The sequence below is a fragment of the Methylobacterium oryzae genome (assembly GCF_021398735.1).
Lineage (GTDB): Bacteria > Pseudomonadota > Alphaproteobacteria > Rhizobiales > Beijerinckiaceae > Methylobacterium.
This window is the reverse complement of the sequence record NZ_CP090349.1, coordinates 2,339,504-2,357,500: the sequence shown is the minus strand read 5'-3', so window position 1 is coordinate 2,357,500 and position 17,997 is coordinate 2,339,504. Positions and strand designations below refer to the sequence as shown.

Annotated in this window: 13 protein-coding genes (1 of these 13 running past the window's edge); 9 read left to right on the top strand and 4 right to left on the bottom strand. The window is 71.6% G+C overall.

The features are described 5' to 3' along the window. Positions 1-549, top strand: partial view of a M23 family metallopeptidase gene (locus tag LXM90_RS11325; RefSeq protein WP_103986087.1) — the final stretch only. 1,476 nt of this gene lie to the left of the window's left edge; 549 of the gene's 2,025 nt are visible here — the last part of the coding sequence; its start codon lies off the left edge, out of view; it ends in the stop codon at positions 547-549. A gap of 16 nt (positions 550-565) precedes the next feature. Here the strand turns inward: LXM90_RS11325 and gluQRS are convergent, their stop codons facing one another. Genes gluQRS through LXM90_RS11310 form a run of 3 tightly spaced genes read right to left on the bottom strand, consistent with a single transcriptional unit; the run spans position 566 to position 3,801 of the window. After that, positions 566-1,426: a tRNA glutamyl-Q(34) synthetase GluQRS gene (gene gluQRS / locus LXM90_RS11320; protein WP_234082768.1), complete on the bottom strand. Its 861-nt coding sequence runs from the start codon at positions 1,424-1,426 to the stop codon at positions 566-568. A gap of 16 nt (positions 1,427-1,442) precedes the next feature. Continuing rightward, positions 1,443-1,724 (bottom strand): hypothetical protein, encoded by a 282-nt coding sequence (locus tag LXM90_RS11315; protein WP_234082766.1) that lies wholly within the window; start codon positions 1,722-1,724, stop codon positions 1,443-1,445. 46 nt (positions 1,725-1,770) lie between these two features. After that, positions 1,771-3,801 carry an ATP-binding protein gene (locus tag LXM90_RS11310; protein ID WP_234082764.1) on the bottom strand — a complete coding sequence of 677 codons (2,031 nt, stop codon included), beginning with the start codon at positions 3,799-3,801 and terminating at the stop codon, positions 1,771-1,773. 210 nt (positions 3,802-4,011) lie between these two features. Here LXM90_RS11310 and LXM90_RS11305 point away from each other — a divergent pair, with 210 nt between their 5' ends. After that, on the top strand, positions 4,012-5,655 hold the full coding sequence (locus LXM90_RS11305) for an FAD-dependent oxidoreductase (protein ID WP_234082763.1): 1,644 nt from the start codon (positions 4,012-4,014) through the stop codon (positions 5,653-5,655). 945 nt (positions 5,656-6,600) lie between these two features. Then, on the top strand, positions 6,601-7,539 hold the full coding sequence (locus tag LXM90_RS11300; RefSeq protein WP_056527693.1) for a LysR family transcriptional regulator: 939 nt from the start codon (positions 6,601-6,603) through the stop codon (positions 7,537-7,539). A gap of 174 nt (positions 7,540-7,713) precedes the next feature. Here the strand turns inward: LXM90_RS11300 and LXM90_RS11295 are convergent, their stop codons facing one another. Next, a complete protein-coding gene (locus tag LXM90_RS11295; protein ID WP_234082762.1) occupies positions 7,714-9,201 on the bottom strand; it encodes a DUF2252 domain-containing protein in 1,488 nt (495 codons plus the stop codon). A gap of 264 nt (positions 9,202-9,465) precedes the next feature. Here LXM90_RS11295 and LXM90_RS11290 point away from each other — a divergent pair, with 264 nt between their 5' ends. The 6 genes from LXM90_RS11290 (at position 9,466) to LXM90_RS11265 (ending at position 17,980) form a co-directional block, all read left to right on the top strand. Beyond that, positions 9,466-11,118: an acetolactate synthase large subunit gene (locus LXM90_RS11290; RefSeq protein WP_020095074.1), complete on the top strand. Its 1,653-nt coding sequence runs from the start codon at positions 9,466-9,468 to the stop codon at positions 11,116-11,118. A 43-nt stretch (positions 11,119-11,161) separates the two neighbouring features. Next, positions 11,162-12,337 (top strand): iron-containing alcohol dehydrogenase, encoded by a 1,176-nt coding sequence (locus LXM90_RS11285; RefSeq protein WP_020095073.1) that lies wholly within the window; start codon positions 11,162-11,164, stop codon positions 12,335-12,337. A gap of 187 nt (positions 12,338-12,524) precedes the next feature. Then, positions 12,525-13,355, top strand: coding sequence for a poly(R)-hydroxyalkanoic acid synthase subunit PhaE (locus tag LXM90_RS11280; protein ID WP_020095071.1), 831 nt, complete (start codon positions 12,525-12,527; stop codon positions 13,353-13,355). Then, the gene (phaC, locus tag LXM90_RS11275) at positions 13,348-14,478 is read left to right on the top strand and encodes a class III poly(R)-hydroxyalkanoic acid synthase subunit PhaC (RefSeq protein WP_020095070.1); all 1,131 of its coding nucleotides are present in this window, start codon (positions 13,348-13,350) and stop codon (positions 14,476-14,478) included. The genes LXM90_RS11280 and phaC overlap by 8 nt, the downstream gene beginning before the upstream one ends. 24 nt (positions 14,479-14,502) lie before the next feature. Continuing rightward, positions 14,503-16,515, top strand: coding sequence for an acyl CoA:acetate/3-ketoacid CoA transferase (locus tag LXM90_RS11270; RefSeq protein WP_020095069.1), 2,013 nt, complete (start codon positions 14,503-14,505; stop codon positions 16,513-16,515). Then, complete coding sequence (locus LXM90_RS11265) at positions 16,508-17,980, top strand: NAD-dependent succinate-semialdehyde dehydrogenase (RefSeq protein ID WP_020095068.1); 1,473 nt, start codon at positions 16,508-16,510, stop codon at positions 17,978-17,980. Before LXM90_RS11270 ends, LXM90_RS11265 begins: the two co-directional genes overlap by 8 nt. The last annotated feature ends 17 nt before the right edge of the window (positions 17,981-17,997 follow it).

The following is a 17,997-nucleotide window of genomic DNA, read 5'->3' as shown; positions in this document are numbered from 1 at the left end:
CTCGACGAGCAGGGCCGGTCGCTGAAGAAGTTCCTGCTGCGCAAGCCCATCGCCGACGGGATCATGCGCTCCGGCTTCGGTTACCGCCGCCACCCGGTGCTGGGCTACGCCAAGCTGCACACGGGCGTCGACTGGTCGAACCCGATCGGCACCCCGATCATGGCGGCCGGCAACGGCGTGGTGATCCGCGCGGAGATGACCTCGGGCTACGGCAACCGGGTCGAGCTGCAGCACGTCAACGGCTACGTGACGACCTACAACCACATGTCGCGGTTCGGCCGCGGCATCCGCGAGGGCGTCAAGGTCCGGCAGGGCCAGATCGTCGGCTACGTCGGCTCGACCGGCCTGTCGACCGGCGCGCACCTCCACTACGAGGTGATCATCAACGGCCACTTCGTCGACCCGATGAAGATCCGCGTCCCCCGCGGCCGGGAGCTCGACGGGCGCCTGCTCGCCGATTTCAAGCGCCAGCGCGAGCAGATCGACGCCACCATGCAGAAGTCGAAGAGCGCCACCGCCCTCGCCCAGCGCGACGCGGCGGTTCGCTGAGGGAGCGCGCTGCCGCTCAGGCGAAGCCGAGCCGGGCGCGGACAGCCTCGGGCGTCTGGCCGGCCTGCCGGAGGTCGGCGAGGGATTGCGCGTCGCGCGACTTGGACAGCTTCTCGCCCCCGTCATCGAGCAGCAGCGGGTGGTGGCGGTAGCGCGGGACCGGAAGGCCGAGCAGGGTCTGCAGGAGCACGTGCAGGTCGGTGGCCGCCTCCAGGTCGCGGCCGCGCACCACGTGGGTGACACCCTCCACCGCGTCGTCGTGGACCACGGCGAGATGGTAGCTCGTCGGCACGTCGCGTCGGGCGATCACCGCATCCCCCCAGCGTGTCGGATCCGCCGCGACCCGGTGCGCGCCGGCCTCGCCGAAGGCGACGTAGCCGAGCGTCGGGCCGGCGCAGCGCATCGCGGCCGCCACGTCGAGCCGCCAGGTATGCGGGTCGCCCCGGTCGATCCGCTCCGCCGCCGCCGAGCCCAGGTCGCGGCAGGTTCCGGGATAGAGCGGCACCCCGTCCGGATCGCGGGGGCTGTCGCCGTCGGAGGCGATGCGCGCCCGGATCTGGCCACGCGAGCAGAAGCAGGGATAGGCGAGCCCGCGGCCGATCAGCCCGTCGAGGGCGGCCCGGTAGTCTGCCATGTGCCGGGACTGGTGCCGGACCGGTTCCGGATAGGTCAGCCCGAGCCAGGCGAGGTCGGTGACGATTCCGTCGACGAAGGCCGGCTTCGAGCGCGCGGGATCGATGTCCTCGATCCGCAGGCGGCAGAGGCCGCCCATCCGGGCGGCGAGATCCGCGTTAAGCAGCGCCGAGAAGGCATGGCCGAGGTGCAGCCGCCCGTTCGGGCTCGGCGCGAAGCGCAGCACCGGCGCCGCGGCAGTCACGGGCCGGACCGCCGGATCACCCCTCGCGGCGGTGCAGGCACTGCAGCGCGCCGGGCTGGCAGGCGATGCCGGGCAGCGAGCAGGCCGGCCCCTCGGCCAAGCGCTGGCAGACCTTGCAGCCGTCGGTCCACTCGACGCAGGCCGGGTCGTCGGCCGCAGAGATGACCGGTGCCCCGTGCCGCGCGGGCGCTAGGGCGCCGATGAGCACGGTGGCGATCACGAGGAAGGCGGCGCCCCAGGCGGCAAGCGCGCCGCTCGACGAGCGCGGTGCGGGCGACGGAGGGCTGGCTGTCGACATGGGCCTCCTGTTGGCGTGGGACCCGCCCGCCTGTCAACGCGCACCCTCAGGCGGCCCGCGCGGACTGGCGCTCCAGCAGCGGCGGCAGCAGCTTCAGATTGAGCGGTTTCGCCAGGAACCCGTCGAAGCCGGCCGCCCGGGCGGCGGCCTCGTCCTCCCGGCCGGCATTCGCGGTCAGCGCGACGAGGTGGAGCCGGTGCGCGCCGCCCGACTCGGCGGCGCGGATCCGCCGGGCGGTCTCGTGCCCGTCGAGGCGGGGCATCCGCACGTCGATCAGCGCGAGGTCGAAGGGGCCGTCCGTCTCCAGCCGCGTGAGGGCCTCGAGGCCGTCGACGGCGTGGACCACCGTGGCGCCGAGCCGCTCCAGGGCCCGGGTCGCCAGCAGGGCGTTGATCGGGTTGTCCTCGGCGAGCAGGATCCGAAGGCTGCTGCCGACGCGCGTCGGCGCCGCCGGCGGGGCCGACGTGACCTCGACTGGGCCCGTCGAGGCGAGCAGGCGATCGAACAGGGAGCGCGGGCGGACCGGCTTGATCAGGTAGCCGTCGAAGCCCGCCGCGCCGGGGGCGCCGAAGCCGCGCCGGTCGAACGGCGAGAGGAGCACGAGGCTCGTGCGGACCCCGCAGGCGCGCGCCGCGTCGGCGATCTGCCGCACCGCCGCGTCGCCCAGCGCCCGGTCGGCCAGCACGGCGTCGAACGCAGCCCCCGACAGGGCGTCGAGGCCCGACTCCAGGCTGTCGACGATCACGGTGGCGGCCCCGGCCCGCGACAGGCTGCGGGCGAGGTAGGGGGCCTGGAACGGCGAGTCGGCGACGATCAGGCAGCGCCGCGGGGAGAGCGCCGGCAGCGGCGCGCGCCCGCCGCCCCCGGCGTCCGCGACCTCGGCGAGCGGCAGCAGGACCCGGAAGGTCGAGCCCCGGCCGAGGCGCGAGTCCGCCTCGATCCGCCCGCCCATGCGGGTCACGAGCCGCCGCGTGATGGCGAGCCCGAGGCCGGTGCCCTCGTGGCTGCGGCTCGCGCTGCCGTCGCCCTGCTCGAACTCCTCGAACAGGATCGGCAGCCGCTCCTCCGGGATGCCCGGGCCGGTATCCGCCACGGCGAGCACGACCTCGCCGCCGGCCCCGGCCCGCGCGAAGCTCAGGCTGACGCCGACGCCGCCGCGCTCGGTGAACTTGATGGCGTTGCCGGCGAGGTTGATCAGGATCTGCCGCACCCGGTCGGCGTCGCCCAGGATCGCGGCCGGGAAGTCCTCGGCGACGTCGAGGGCGATCTCGATGCCCTTGTCCTGAGCGCGGGGCGCCAGCAGCTCGACCACCCCCTCGGAGAGCGCCGGCAGGTCGAAGGGCTCGTCCGCGAGGTCGAGGCGCCCCGCCTCGATCCGCGAGAAGTCGAGGACCCCGTCGATCAGGCCGAGCAGCGCCTGGCCGCTGGTGCGCACCGCCTCCACGTAGGTGCGCTGCTCGGGGTTCAGCTCGGTCCCGAGCACGAGGTCGGCCATGCCCAGGATGCCGTTGAGCGGCGTCCGCATCTCGTGGCTCACCGTCGCCAGGAAGCGGGATTTGGCGACGCTCGCCGCCTCCGCGCGCTCCAGGGCCGCGTCGCGGCTGCGGATCGCCTCGACCCGCGCGGTCACGTCCCGGCCCGCGCGCAGCCAGTGGGTCGCGTCGCCGTGCGCCACCGGCATCTCCACGAAGGCGAACCAGCGCGCTCGCCCGTCCGCCGTCCGGACCTGCGCCTCCAGGCGGCGGACCCCGTCCGGCCCGATCTCCACGGCGTTCCGGTCGAGGATCTCGAGATCGTCCTGGGAGCCGATCAGCGCGATCGGCTCGCGGCCGAGCAGGCGGGCGAAATCCTCGTTGGCGTAGGTGATGCGCCCGCGGGCATCCCGCTGGACGATGATCTCGGTCGTGGCGGCCACCAGGGCGCGGTAGCGGTCCTCGCTCTCGCTGATCCGCCAGATGCGGTCCTGCAGCCGCTCGGCCTCGCGCTCGGCGCGCCGCGTTCCGAGCAGGCGCCAGAGGCCGAAGGCCAGTGCGGCCGCGGTCAGGAGCGCCAGGACAGGCGCCATCGTGTCGATCATTCCGGCCTCCCCGGCGTCGGGCCGGTTCGCCGCAGGATCGCAGCCGAACCTGAAGGCGGCGTTGGGAAAGGCCCTTAACCGCCGGTTGCGGACTCCGCGGAGTCCGCGGCGGAGTCCGCGACGCGGCACGGGCTTAACGGAACCGTGAGATGATCCGAAAAGCGGCTCGCGAGTTGCCTGCCAGGACGCAGGTCCGGACGGAGACGGTACATGCCCGGTGAGCACTACGACGTCATCATTGTCGGGTCCGGTCCCGGCGGCGGCACGATGGCGTGGCGTCTCGCCCAGACGGGCAAGCGCATCCTGCTGATCGAGCGCGGCGACTACCTGCTGCGCGAGCCGCGGAACTGGGACAGTCAGGCGGTGATCGTCGACGGCTACTACCAGGCCAAGGAGACGTGGTACTCGTCCGACGGCAAGAGCTTCCACCCGGGCTTGCACTACTACGTCGGCGGAAACTCGAAGTTCTACGGCTCGATCCTCTTCCGCCTCCGCGAGAGGGACTTCTCCGAGATCCGCCACCAGGACGGCGTCGCGCCGGCCTGGCCCGTCGGCTACGACGTCTTCGAGCCGTACTATCAGGCGGCCGAGGAGCTGTTCCACGTCCACGGCCTGCGCGGCGAGGACCCGACCGAGCCCTGGTCGACCAAGCCCTACGCCCATCCGCCGGTAGCGCACGAGCCGCGGATCCAGGAGCTGTTCGACAACCTGAAGCGGGCCGGCCACCACCCGTTCCACCTGCCGGTGGGCGTGCGGCTGGTGGAGAAGGACGGCCGCGCGGTGCCGACCTCGCCCTGCATCAAGTGCGAATCGTTCGACGGCTTCCCCTGCCCCACCAACGGCAAGTCCGACGCCCAGACCATGGTGGTCGACCCCGCCCTGCGCGACTGCCCGAACCTGACGCTGCTCACCCGCACCTACGTCGAGCGCCTCGTCACCGACGCCTCCGGCCGCACCGTCACGGGCGTCGTCGGGAACCGCGACGGCGCACCGTTCGAGGCCTCGGCCGACCTCGTGGTGGTGGCCTGCGGCGCCCTCTCCTCGGCGCTGCTGCTGCTGCGCTCGGCCAGCGACCGGCACCCGAACGGCCTCGCCAACGGCTCGGACCAGGTCGGGCGCAACTACATGCGCCACAACAACTCGACGGTGCTGGCGATCTCGAAGGTCCCGAACCCGACCCGATTCCAGAAGACGCTCGGCCTCAACGACTTCTACTTCGGCGATCCGGACCCGAAGGATGGCTGGGACTTCCCCCTCGGCCACATCCAGATGGTCGGCAAGTCGGACGGGGCCCAGATCCACGGCGAGGGCCTGCCGGGCTTCCTGCAATGGTTCCCCGACAAGCCCTTCGACTGGATCGCCAAGCACTCCGTCGACTTCTGGCTGACCTCCGAGGACGTGCCGCTGCCGCAGAACCGGATCTTCTACAAGGACGGCGCGGTCCATCTCGACCTCACCGAGACGAACGTCGAGGCGCACAAGCGGCTCCGGCACAAGCTGCGCGAGATCTGCAGCTTCACCGACATCCACCCGCACCTGTTCGACCGCTCGCTCTACCTCGGCAAGAACGTCCCGATCGGCGGGACGGCCCATCAAGCGGGCACCCTGCGGTTCGGCGAGGATCCGAGGACGTCGGTGCTCGATCCGAACTGCAAGGCGCACGAGCTGGACAACCTCTACGTGACCGACGCCAGCTTCTTCCCGTCGATCGGCGCCGTGAACCCGACGCTGACGATCATCGCCAACGCCCTGCGGGTCGCCGATCATCTCGTCGCCCGGATGGGCGCCCGGGACGCGATCGCGCCGCCCCGGCTGTTCGACCACACCGAGCCGCGCGAGCCGCTGCCGGCCTGAGGACCGGCGGGGCGCGAACCATCGCTCTCCCCGGCTCGTCCCGAGGTGCCGGCACCGGACACGCGTGATCGTCCCCGCGCGCGCGTGGCGCCGGGGGCATGGCCCGGGAGGCGAGCACGAGGGACGCGGGACGCCGCGGGAACCCAGGTGTCGGCCAAGTACGCGCGGGATCCGATCCCCGCGGCGCCCCGCGGCATCGGCCGGGCATGGTCCCCGGCCGGTGCCGTCTGTCTCGTCGCGGCGTCTCCGACGTCCCGGTCCTGCGACTCCCCGTTAGCGGTCTCTGTCGAGGTGCAGGCACGCCGTGCTCGTACGCCGTGCCCGCACCTCCGGAACCCGCATCGGCGCCGTGGCCTTCCAGCCGTCCCCCGCCTCGTAGTGGGCGGGTCCGCAGGTCGCTCAGGGTCGGCCCAGAGGCGGGTCGGCGCGGGGGCATTTCCTCACCCCGCCGGGCACAGTGCCGCCCGGTCTCACGCCCGCATCCGAGGCACGCCCCGCACCGGTCCGCCGCCCGGGGCGATGGCGGCTGAGAGCCACCGACGCGGGCGCCGCCCCGTCCCCGGACCCGCACGGTCAGCCACCGGGCGGGCCCCCGAAGGACGCCCCGGGATCGCTCCCGGGCCGCCGCGGACAGGTGCGGTCAGGAAGCACAAAATAGGAACATTGTCAAGGAAAACTGAGCCGCGCCCCGGTCGACGCCCCTCTCCGTCCTCGCGAGCGCAGCGAAGCGACCCAGGGCCGCGCAACATCGGCAGGCGTCGCGCTGCTGGCTCGCTTCGCTCCGCTCGCAAGGACGTCGGTGCCGCAGAATTATCAGTCGCTGGCACCGTCACATGGGCCGAGCCCTGCCGTCACTCCGGGACGCCGCGGCGCGACTTCGGGATGACGGGCAAGCCGTCGCATCTGCTATGTCGGCACTCCGACCCTCCACCGAACGCGACGCCCGTGGCCATCGACCATATCGATCTCAGCCGGATCGACCTGAACCTGCTGGTCGCCCTCGACGCGCTGCTCGACGAGCGCAGCGTCACGCGGGCCGCCGCGCGGGTCGGGATCGGCCAGTCGGCGATGAGCTCGAGCCTCGCCCGCCTGCGCCGCCTGTTCGACGACGAGCTCCTGACCCGGGCGCCGGACGGGATGCGGCCCACGCCCCGCGCCCTCAAGATCGCCGAGCCGCTGCGCGCCACCCTCCGGCAGGTGCAGGCGCTGGTGCACCGGGAGGAGCGGTTCGATCCGGCCACCGTCGCGCGCACCTTCACGGTGAGTCTGCCCGACAGCGTCGAGGCGCTGCTCGGGCCGCGGCTGATCGCGCAGCTCCGCCGGGACGCGCCCGGCATCCGGCTGCTGCTGCGCTCCGTCGACCGGACCCGCATCCTCGACGAGCTCGACGCCGACCGGGTCGACCTCGCCATCGGCCTGTTCTCGGAGGGGCAGCTCCACCACAAGCAGCGCCTCCTCTACCGGGACAGCTACGTGGTGCTGTTCAACGCCGCCCTGATCGGCCTGGAGCCGCCGATCGGGCTCGACGATTACCTGCGCTTCCCCCACGTGCTGACGTCCCTGCGCGAGACCGCCCACGGGGTCGTCGACGACGCCCTCGCGCTGATCGGGCGCTCGCGCACCCTGGCGGTGACGACCCCGCGCTTCCTCGTGGTCCCGTTCATGGTCCGCGCGGCGCCGGTGATCGCCACGATGCACGCCCGGCTCGCCACCTCCTTCGCCAGCGCCCTGGCGCTGAGCGTCAGCCCCGTGCCGGTGCCCCTCGACGACGTGCCCGTGTCGATGCTGTGGCACGCCTCCTACGACCACGACCCGGCCCACCGCTGGCTGCGGGACCTCCTGGTCCGGCTGGCCCACGAGCCGCCGGCGCCGGGCATCATCTGATACGCTTTCCGCTTGAACGCGACGGTCGACGCATTCCGTGCCGTCCTCACGAGCGGAGCGAAGTGACCCAGGACAGCGCGAGGCTGGCCGGCGTCGCGCGATCTGGATCGCTTCGCTCCGCTCGCGAGGACGGACGTGCGGACGGCATCGACCGGCCGCGAGCAGACCGCACCGTCACAGGCACGGATCCGCTGCGGCCTCCAGGCGGCCGCTCGCGATCGCCGCGCGGAACAGGGCGAAGTCGGCCGCATTGCGCTCCGCGTAGGCCGCGGCCCAGTCGGCGATCGCCCCGCTCAGGTCGTGGTGCTTGCCGCTGCCGCAATAGCCGGCGATCGCCGCCGCGTCCCCGGTCCGCGCGTGGGCGCGCGCCAGCAGCGTCCCGTAGGCGTACGAGAAGGTCAGGAGCGGCGCGCCGGACATCCGCGCCAGCGGGATCGCGCCCTTCAGGTTCTTCATCTGGCGCACGTAGAACGGGCGGCCCGCGATGCTGGTCCAGCCGAGCAGCGGGTCGCCCACCGCCTGGAGCAGGCGCTGGCCGTAGATCACCCGCTCGCCCTCGTGCCCGGAGAACGGCGCCGGCACGCCCGGCAGGTACGGCGCGTGCGCCGGTCGGACCGCCTCCTTGACCTGCAGGAAGAGCGCGTCGGCGTCGGAATTGCCGAACAGCAGGGCGAGGTAGGCCCGGGTCCCGACGCTGCCGACGCCGACGACGCGGTGGGCGACGTCGACCACGTGGTAGCGGTCGAGCATGAAGCGCCGCTCCCGCGGCAGGGTCTCGGCGTAGCGCTCCAGTCCGGTGACGACGCCCTCGCGGGTCGCCGCGTCCACGGGTGTCAGGATCGGCGCGTCGGTCTGCAATTGCCAGGTGCCGTCGGTGCGCCGCTCGGCCACCTGGGCGAGCAGGCTGCGGTTGTTGCGACGCCGCGCCTTGTCGACCGCCCGGCGGACCACCGCCCGGGCCTCCGCGTTCATTTGGAGCCCGGCGATGTGCGGACCGTCGGCGCGGGTCGTCTGGTACCAGACGTCGAGGGAGCCCTGCGGCGCGAGGCGCCGCATCGTGTGCTGGTAGCCGGAGACCGCCTCCATGACGGCCGCCCGCCGCTCGCCCGCCGGCAGGCCCGCGTCGTCGGTGGCGACCGCCAGCCCGGCCGCGAGGCGCTTGAGGTCCCACTCCCACGGGCCGATCGTGACCTCGTCGAAATCGTTGAGGTCGAGGACGATGTCGCGCTGCGGCGTGCCGAACAGGCCGAAATTGTCGGTGTGCGCGTCGCCGTTCATCACGACGTCGATGCCGCTGCGCGGCCCGCGCGACAGGTCCCAGGCCATGACGTGCGCGGCCCCGCGCAGGAACGCGAAGGGCGAGCTCGCCATCCGGGCGACCCGTAGCGGGATCAGGTGCGGCTGGCGGCCCGCGTGGGCGGCCTCGATCAGGGCGACCGGGTCGGGCCGGTCGGGATCGGAAGCCAGGGCGGCCTGGCCCGCGTGGGGCACCTCGGCGCGCAGCCGCTTGCCGGCCTTGCGCCGCTTGTCCCAGGCCTCGACGCCCGCGCGGAGGTCGATCCGCGGGAAATCGGCGACCGGTGCCAGCACCGAGTCCACGGCCGGGGCATCCGCCTCCCGGTCCTCCGGCGGCACGGTCTTGTCGCTCTCGATGCGATCCATCGCTGTCCCATCGCGGCAGCCGGGTCGGCCCCGCCGGTGCGCTCGACCGGCCCGAAGCCGGGGCGGCGGACCGCACGTTAGCATCCGGCCGGCTCTGTGACGTCACGGGCCCGGACGGCCCTTGACCACCCTACAGGGGGGCCCTCTAACGAACCGAGTATTCGGGGGGTGTTCCTCCGTCTCGTGTCGTTCACGGCCTCGCGATCACAGTGCCGGAATCGGCCCGGACGGCCGGGGAACACCGTTACATCAGCGAGACGTCGCATGCCCAAAGGTTCAGATCTCCTCGTCGCGGCCCTCGAGAACGAGGGCGTCGACCGCATCTTCGGGATTCCCGGGGAGGAGAACCTCGACGTCGTCGAATCTCTGCGCAACTCCAAGATCGAGCTGGTCCTGACCCGCCACGAGCAGGCGGCGAGCTTCATGGCCGCCACCCACGGCCGGCTCACCGGCCGCCCCGGCGTCTGCCTCTCGACGCTCGGCCCGGGCGCCCTGAACTTCTCCACCGGCGCGGCCTACGCCCATCTCGGCGCCATGCCGATGATCATCATCACCGGCCAGAAGGGCATCCTGTCCTCGCGCCAGGCCAAGTTCCAGATCGTCGACGTGATCTCGTCGATGAAGCCGATCACCAAGATGGCCCGGCAGATCGTCTCGGCCTCCTCGATCCCCACCATCGTGCGCGACGCCTTCCGGGTCGCCACCGAGGAGCGGCCCGGCCCGGTGCTGCTGGAGCTGCCCGAGGACATCGCCTCCGAGGAGGCCGAGGCGGACCTCGTCCCCTCGCACCCGATCGACATCCCGGTCGCCCACCCGACCGCGATCGCGCGCGCCGCGGACATGATCCTGAAGGCCAAGCGCCCGCTGATCATGCTGGGCGCCGCCGCGAGCCGCCCCCGCGCCACCGGCGAGCTCGGCGGCTTCGTGCAGCGCACCGGCATCCCGTTCTTCACCACCCAGATGGGCAAGGGCACCGTCGCGGGCGGGACCGACCTCTACATGGGCACCGCGGCCCTCTCCGAGCGCGACTACGTCCACGAGGCGATCGACAAGGCCGACCTGATCATCGCCATCGGCCACGATACGATCGAGAAGCCGCCGTTCTTCATGGGCCAGGCCGACCAGAAGGTCGTCCACATCGGCTACATGCCGGCCAACGTCGAGCAGGTGTACTATCCGGATGCCGAGGTGGTGGGCGACCTTGGCCCGACGCTGAAGCTCCTGGCCGACAAGCTCGACGGCAAGCTCCCGAACGCGGGCGCGCTGCTGCACCTGCGCGAGCACATCCTCGGCCACATCGCCGACCGGGCCGGCGAGGACCGCTTCCCGGTGACGCCGCAGCGCCTCGTGCGTGACGTGCGCCGGGTGATCCCGGAGGACGGGATCGTGTGCCTCGACAACGGCATGTACAAGATCTGGTTCGCCCGGAACTACCGAACCTACGTCGCCAACACGCTGCTCCTCGACAACGCGCTGGCCACGATGGGCGCGGGCCTGCCCTCGGCCATGATGGCGGCGATGCTCTACCCGAAGCGGCGCGTGATGGCCGTCTGCGGCGACGGCGGGTTCATGATGAACAGCCAGGAGATGGAGACCGCCGTCCGGCTGAAGCTCAACCTCGTGGTGCTGGTGCTCGACGACTCGGCCTACGGGATGATCCGCTGGAAGCAGGCGGTCGACAAGTTCGCCGATTACGGCATGACCTTCAGCAACCCGGACTTCGTCCTCTACGCCAAGTCGTACGGGGCGACCGGCCACCGGGTCGAGTCGGTCAACGACCTCGTGCCGACGCTGGACCGGGCCTTCGCGGCGGGCGGGGTGCACCTCGTGGCGGTGCCGATCGACTACTCGGAGAACACCCGCGTGCTGGTCGACGAGCTGCGCGCCAAGGTGAAGGATTTCGAGCCGGCCGAGTGAGGCCGGTTTCGCAGATGGTCGGCACGCAAGACAGGGCAGCGCGATGAACCCGTTCACCTTCCAGACCACGCCGAACGTGCTGTTCGAGGCCGGCGCCGCGAAGAAGCTGCCGGAGATCGTCGGCAGCTTCGGGGCCAAGCGCGTCCTCCTCGTCACCGACAAGGGCGTGCGCGGCGCCGGCCTCACCCAGGCCGCCGAGGCGGCCCTGGCCGCCGCGGGCGTCACCCTCGACGTCTACGAGGACGTGGTCGCCGACCCGCCCTCGACGGTGATCGAGGCGGCGGCCAAGCGCGCCCGCGAGCTCGGGACCGACCTCGTCCTGTCGATCGGTGGCGGCTCGGCGCTCGATACCGCCAAGCTCGTGGCCTACCTCGCCAAGTCCGACGAGCCGCTCGACGCGATCTACGGCGTCGGCCTCGCCAAGGGCGACCGCCTGCCGCTGATCCTGGTGCCGACCACGGCCGGCACCGGCTCGGAGGTGACGCCGATCTCGATCGTCACGACGCCGACCACCGAGAAGAAGGGCGTCGTCGCGCCGAAGCTCCTGCCCGACTGGGCGGTGCTCGACCCGGAGCTGACGCTCGGCCTGCCGTCGCACGTCACCGCGGCGACCGGCATCGACGCCATGGTCCACGCCATCGAGGCCTTCACCAGCAAGAACAAGAAGAACCCGATCTCCGACCAGCTCGCCAAGCAGGCCCTGGCGCTGCTCTCGGCCAACATCCGGACTGCCTGCACGGACGGGAAGAACCTCGAGGCGCGCTCCGGCATGCTGCTCGGCTCGATGCTGGCCGGCATGGCCTTCGCCAACGCGCCGGTGGCGGCGGTGCACGCCCTCGCCTACCCGGTCGGCGCGATCTTCCACGTGCCGCACGGGCTCTCGAACGCCCTGGTGCTGATGGGGGTGATGCGCTTCAACCTCTCGCACGCTGAAGGACTCTACGCTGAGCTCGCGCCGATCCTCGACCCCGCGGCCGCGGACCTGCCGCGGCCCGAGGCCGCCAAGCGCTTCGTGGAGAGTCTCGACGCGATCTGCCGCGACTGCAAGGTTCCGGCCTCGCTCGCCGAGGTCGGCGTCGCCCGGCAGGACCTAGAGCGCATGGCCACCGACGCGATGAAGCAGACGCGGCTCCTCGTGAACAACCCGCGCGAGGTCACCTACGACGACGCCTTCGCGATCTACGCCGAGGCGCTGGGAGAGGCGCGCCCGGCGGCGTGAGCATGACGACGGCGGTGATGCCGGGGCTGTCGCCCGATCAGTCCAGCCCACACCGTCATCGCGAGCGCAGCGAAGCGACCCAGGGTGGCGCGCCGTCGTTGAGCATGGCGCTGCTGGATTGCTTCGCTCCGCTCGCGGGGACGGGGGCGACGGTTTCAGCCTCGGGGCTGTGAGGAGAGACGCCAGCATGGACCAGTTCGACGCGTTCCGGGCGATGAGCGAGTTCTGGACGCGGGCCGGCGCGGGCTTCTTCACCCCGGGCGCCGGGCAGTCCGCGACCGGGTTCGGCTGGCCGGCCTTCCCGGGCGGCGACCTCGCGGATCTCGCCGCGGCGCAGGCCAAGCTGACCGAGGCCTGGACCGCCGCCAGCGCCCTCTCGCAGACGCTGACGCGCTCGCTCCAGGGCGGCCCCGGCGCACCGGACCCGACGGCCGGAGCGGTGCTCGCCCGGATCTTCGATCCGCAGGCCTGGCTCGGCGGCTCGGCCGAGTTCGACGCCGCCCTGACCCGCATGGCCGAGGGCCCGCAGCTCGCCGACCTGTGGCAGACCGAGCGGCGCTACGCGGCGCTGTTCACCGCCTGGGCGAGCCTGCGGCGGGCGCAGAGCGAGCATCAGGCCGTGATGCTGCAGGCCTGGACGCGGGCGGCCGGGACCTTCGCGAAGGAGGCCAATGCCCGCGCCGAAAACGGCGAGAGCTTCGCCTCCGCCCGCGAGATGATGAGCCGGTGGATCGAGACCGCCAACGCGGTCCTCCTGGAGGTCCAGCGCTCCGACGCGTTCCTGGCCTCGCAGCGGGCGGTCCTGCGGGCCTCCACGGACCTCCGGCTCGCCCAGCAGGACGTCGCGGCCTTCCTGTCCGAGTTCTACGGCCAGCCGACCCGGGCCGAGCTCGACGACGTCCACAAGAGCCTGACCGAGCTGCGCCGGGAAGTCCGGGCGCTCCGCCGCGAGCGTCGGCAGGCCGGCAAGACCGCGAGAGCCGGCGGTTCACGGGTCGGGGAGGACGCCCATGGCTGATCAGGAGAAGCCGAAGGGGCCCGCCGCCCCGCTGAATCTCACCCCGGCCGCGTTGCTGGCCGAGGTCGGCACCCTCGGCCGCCGCATCAGCGAGGGCGCCAGGCTGTTCGCCGATGTCAGCGACGCCGATGTCGAGATCGCCACCACGCCGAAGGACCTGGTCTGGAGCCAGGACAAGGTCAGCCTCTACCGCTACCGGCCGCTCGCCGAGAGCGCGGGCCTGCCGCCGGTGCTCATCGTCTACGGCCTGATCGGCCGCTACACGATGGCCGACCTGCAGGAGGACCGCTCGCTCGTCCGCAATCTCCTGAATCTCGGCCTCGACCTCTACGTGGTCGACTGGGGCAATCCGGGCCGGGCCGACCGCTACGTCACCATCGACGATTACGTGGACGGCTACCTCGCCGAGTGCGTCGCCTTCATCCAGGAGGCGGCCGGGCGCGAGCGAGTGAGCCTGCTCGGCATCTGCGAGGGCGGCGTCTTCACCACCTGCTACGCGGCGCTCTACCCCGAGACCGTCAACGCGATGGTGCTGACGATCACGCCGATCGACTTCCACGCCGACACGCGGGAGAACCGGGCCGGCCACGGCTTCATCAACGTCTGGACCCGCTCGCTCACGCCCGAGGATGTCGACCGGCTGATCGAGGCGCAGGGGTCGCTGCCCGGCGCCTTCATGGGCTCGGTGTTCTCGATGATGACGCCGATGCGCACCATGACGAAGTACAACCTCGACCTGCTCGACGCCCTCGACGACAAGAAAAAGTTCCTGAACTTCCTCCGGATGGAGAAGTGGATCGCCGACCGTCCGGACCATCCCGGCGAGGCCGCCAAGCAGTGGCTGAAGGACCTCTACCAGGACAACAAGCTGGTCGAGAGCGCCTTCGAGCTCGGCGGCCGGCGGGTGGACCTGAAGGCCATCACCTGCCCGGTGCTGAACGTCTTCGCCCAGGACGACCACATCATCCCGCCGGCCACCTCGCAGGCGCTGAAGGATAAGATCGGCACCACCGACTACACCGAGATGGGTCTGCCCGGCGGCCATGTCGGCGTCTTCGTCGGCGGCAAGGCACAGAAGCTGCTGGGCTCCGGCATCGCCGACTGGCTCGGCAAGCGGGGATAACGTGCAGGCTCGGGGGAGTGCCGCATGGGCAGCCTGAAGAACAAGATCGTCAGCGCCGACGAGGCCGCCGCCATCCTGCAGGACGGCGACATGGTGGCGGTCTCGGGCTTCGTCGGGATCGGCACGCCCGACGAGCTGATCCTGGCGCTCGCCCGCCGCTTCGAATCCGGCAACGGCCCGCACGGGATCGGCCTGATGTTCGCCGCCGCCCCCGGCGACGGCAAGGAGCGCGGCCTCAACAAGCTCGCGATCCCGGGCCTCGTCCGCCGCGTCGTCGGCGGCCACTGGGCGCTCGTGCCGAAGCTCGGCGCCATGGCGGTGGCGGGCGAGATCGAGGCCTACAACCTGCCGCTCGGCGTGGTCTCGCACCTCTACCGCGAGATCGCCGCCCACACGCCGGGCCACATCACCAAAGTGGGGTTACGCACCTTCGTCGACCCCCGTCTGGAGGGCGGCAAGCTCAACGCCGTGACGCAGGAAGACCTCGTCAGCGTGGTCGAGCTCGGCGGCGAGGCCTGGCTCCACTACAAGGCCTTCCCGGTCAACGTCGCGCTGATCCGCGGCACCACGGCCGACCCCGCCGGCAACATTACCATGGAGCGCGAGGCGCTCACCCTCGACAACCTCGCCGCCGCCATGGCGGCGAAGAACTCGGGTGGCTTCGTCATCGCCCAGGTCGAGCGGCTCGCCGAGGCCGGCTCTCTCAACCCGCGCGAGGTGCAGGTGCCCGGCGTGCTGGTCGATTGCGTGGTGCTCAGCACGCCCGAGAACCACCGCCAGACCTACGGCACGCCCTACAACCACGCCTTCACGGGCCGCCAGCGCGTGCCGCTCGACCGGATCGCCCCGATGCCGCTCGACACCCGCAAGGTCATCGCCCGGCGCTGCGCCTTCGAGCTCCCGCCGGGCGGCGTGGTCAATCTCGGTATCGGCATGCCCGAGGGCGTCGCGGCGGTCGCCGCCGAGGAGCGGGTGCTGAAATACCTGACGCTGACCGCCGAGCCCGGCGTGATCGGCGGCCTGCCGCAGGGTGGGCTGGATTTCGGCGCCGCCCTCAACCCGGCCGCGGTGCTGCACCAGAACCAGCAGTTCGACTTCTACGACGGCGGCGGCCTCGATCTCGCCTGCCTGGGCCTCGCCCAGTGCGACGCCGAGGGCAACGTCAACGTCAGCCGGTTCGGCAAGAAGCTCGCGGGCGCGGGCGGGTTCATCAACATCTCGCAGAACGCCAAGAGCCTCGTCTTCGCCGGCACGTTCACGGCCGACGGCCTCAAGGTGGCGGTGGAGGACGGCGGTATCCGGATCCTCAGCGAGGGCCGCTCGCGGAAATTCATCGCCGCGGTCGAGCAGGTGACCTTCTCGGGGGCCTACGCGGCCGAGCGCGGCCAGCCGGTGCTCTACGTGACCGAGCGCTGCGTGTTCCGCCGGACGCGGGCCGGCATGGAGCTGGTCGAGGTCGCGCCGGGCATCGACATCGCGCGCGACATCCTCGGCCAGATGGGCTTCACCCCAATCGTGCAGGATCCGCAGCCGATGGATCCGCGCCTGTTCCGCGAGTCCGTGATGGCGCTGGAGCCCTGGCTGCTGGGCCTCTCGCTGTCGGAGCGGATCAGCTACGACCCGGAGCGCAACATCCTGTTCTCGAACCTCGAGGGCTTCCAGGTCCGGACCATCGACGACGTCGAGCTGGTGCGCCGCGAATACGAGCGCGCCTGCCAGGAGATCGGCAGGAAGGTCCACCTGATCGCCAATTACGACGGGTTCGAGATCGACCCGACGGTGAGCGACGCCTACTTCTCGGCGATCGCCTATCTCGAAAACCGCTATTACGAGACCGCGTCCCGGTATACCACGAGCGCGTTCTTGCGATTGAAACTCGGCGCCTCGTTGGCGAGCCGCGACCTGGCTCCCCATGTCTTCGAGACAAAAGCCGAGGCGCAGGCGAGGAATACGGCCCAGAGCGTGCCTCTCAAGCCGCGGTCCGGCATGTCCCAGCCCGACATGCCGCGGCCGCCGAAGGAACCGTTGGATGCCTGAGTTCGAGACCCCCTCCCTGAAGGACCGCGCCCTGCTGGTCGATGCCTGCCTGATCGGCGGCGCATGGTCGAAGGCCGGTTCCGGCAGCATCGACGTCACCAACCCGGCGACCGGCGCGCTGATCGCCAAGGTGCCGAATGCCGGCGCCGACGAGACCCGGCAGGCGATCAAGGCGGCGCACGAGGCCTACCCGGCGTGGCGCGCCAAGACCGCCAACGAGCGCGCCGTGCTGCTGCGCAAGCTCGCGGCGCTCGTGACCGAGCATCAGGAGGATCTGGCGCAGATCCTCACCGCCGAGCAGGGCAAGTCGCTGACCGAGTCCCGCGGCGAGGTCGCCATGTCGGCCGCCTACGTGCTGTGGTTCGCGGAAGAGGCGCGCCGCGTCTACGGCGACGTGGTCCCCTCCCCCTGGGGCGACCGCAAGATTCTCGTCACCAAGGAGCCGGTCGGCGTCGTGGCGGCGATCACGCCGTGGAACTTCCCGTCCTCGATGATCGCCCGCAAGATCGCCCCGGCTCTGGCCGCCGGCTGCCCGATCGTGATCAAGCCCGCCTCGCAGACCCCGCTCTCCGGCCTCGCCTGGGGCGTCCTGTGCGAGCGCGCCGGCTTCCCGGCCGGCACGGTCTCGATCCTCACCGGCTCGGCCCGCGCCATCGGCGCCGAGATGACCGGCAACCCGCTCGTCAAGAAGATCACGTTCACCGGCTCCACCGAGGTCGGCAAGGTGCTGCTGGAGCAGGCCGCCCACACGGTGAAGAAGGTCTCGATGGAGCTCGGCGGCAACGCGCCCTTCATCGTGTTCGACGACGCCGACCTCGACAAGGCGGTGGCCGGCGCGATGCTCGCCAAGTACCGCAATTCCGGCCAGACCTGCATCTGCACCAACCGGTTCCTGGTGCAGGACGGGATCTACGACGCCTTCGCGGAGAAGATGGCCGAGGCGGCCAACCGCCTGAAGGTCGGCAACGGCGTCGAGGACGGCGTCGCCCAGGGGCCGCTGATCGACATGGCGGCCGTGGAGAAGACCGAGGCCCATATCCGCGACGCCGTGGAGAAGGGCGGCCGGGTGGTGGCGGGCGGCCACCGCCACGCGCTGGGCGGCCAGTTCTTCGAGCCGACGGTGATCACCGGCGCCACCCCCGCCATGGCGGTGGCCCGGGAAGAGACCTTCGGGCCGCTGGCGCCGCTGTTCCGCTTCCGCGACGAGGCGGAGGCGATCCGCATGGCCAACGACACCGAGTACGGGCTCGCCTGCTACTTCTACACCCGCGACCTCGGCCGGACCTTCCGAGTCGCGGAGGCGCTGGAATACGGCATGGTCGGGATCAACGAGGGGATCATCACCACCGAGGTGGCGCCCTTCGGCGGCGTGAAGGAATCCGGCCTCGGCCGAGAGGGCTCGTACCAGGGCATCGAGGATTACCTGAACACCAAGTACCTGTGCGTGGGCGGGCTCGGCGCGTAGGGCCGGGGCACACGCCG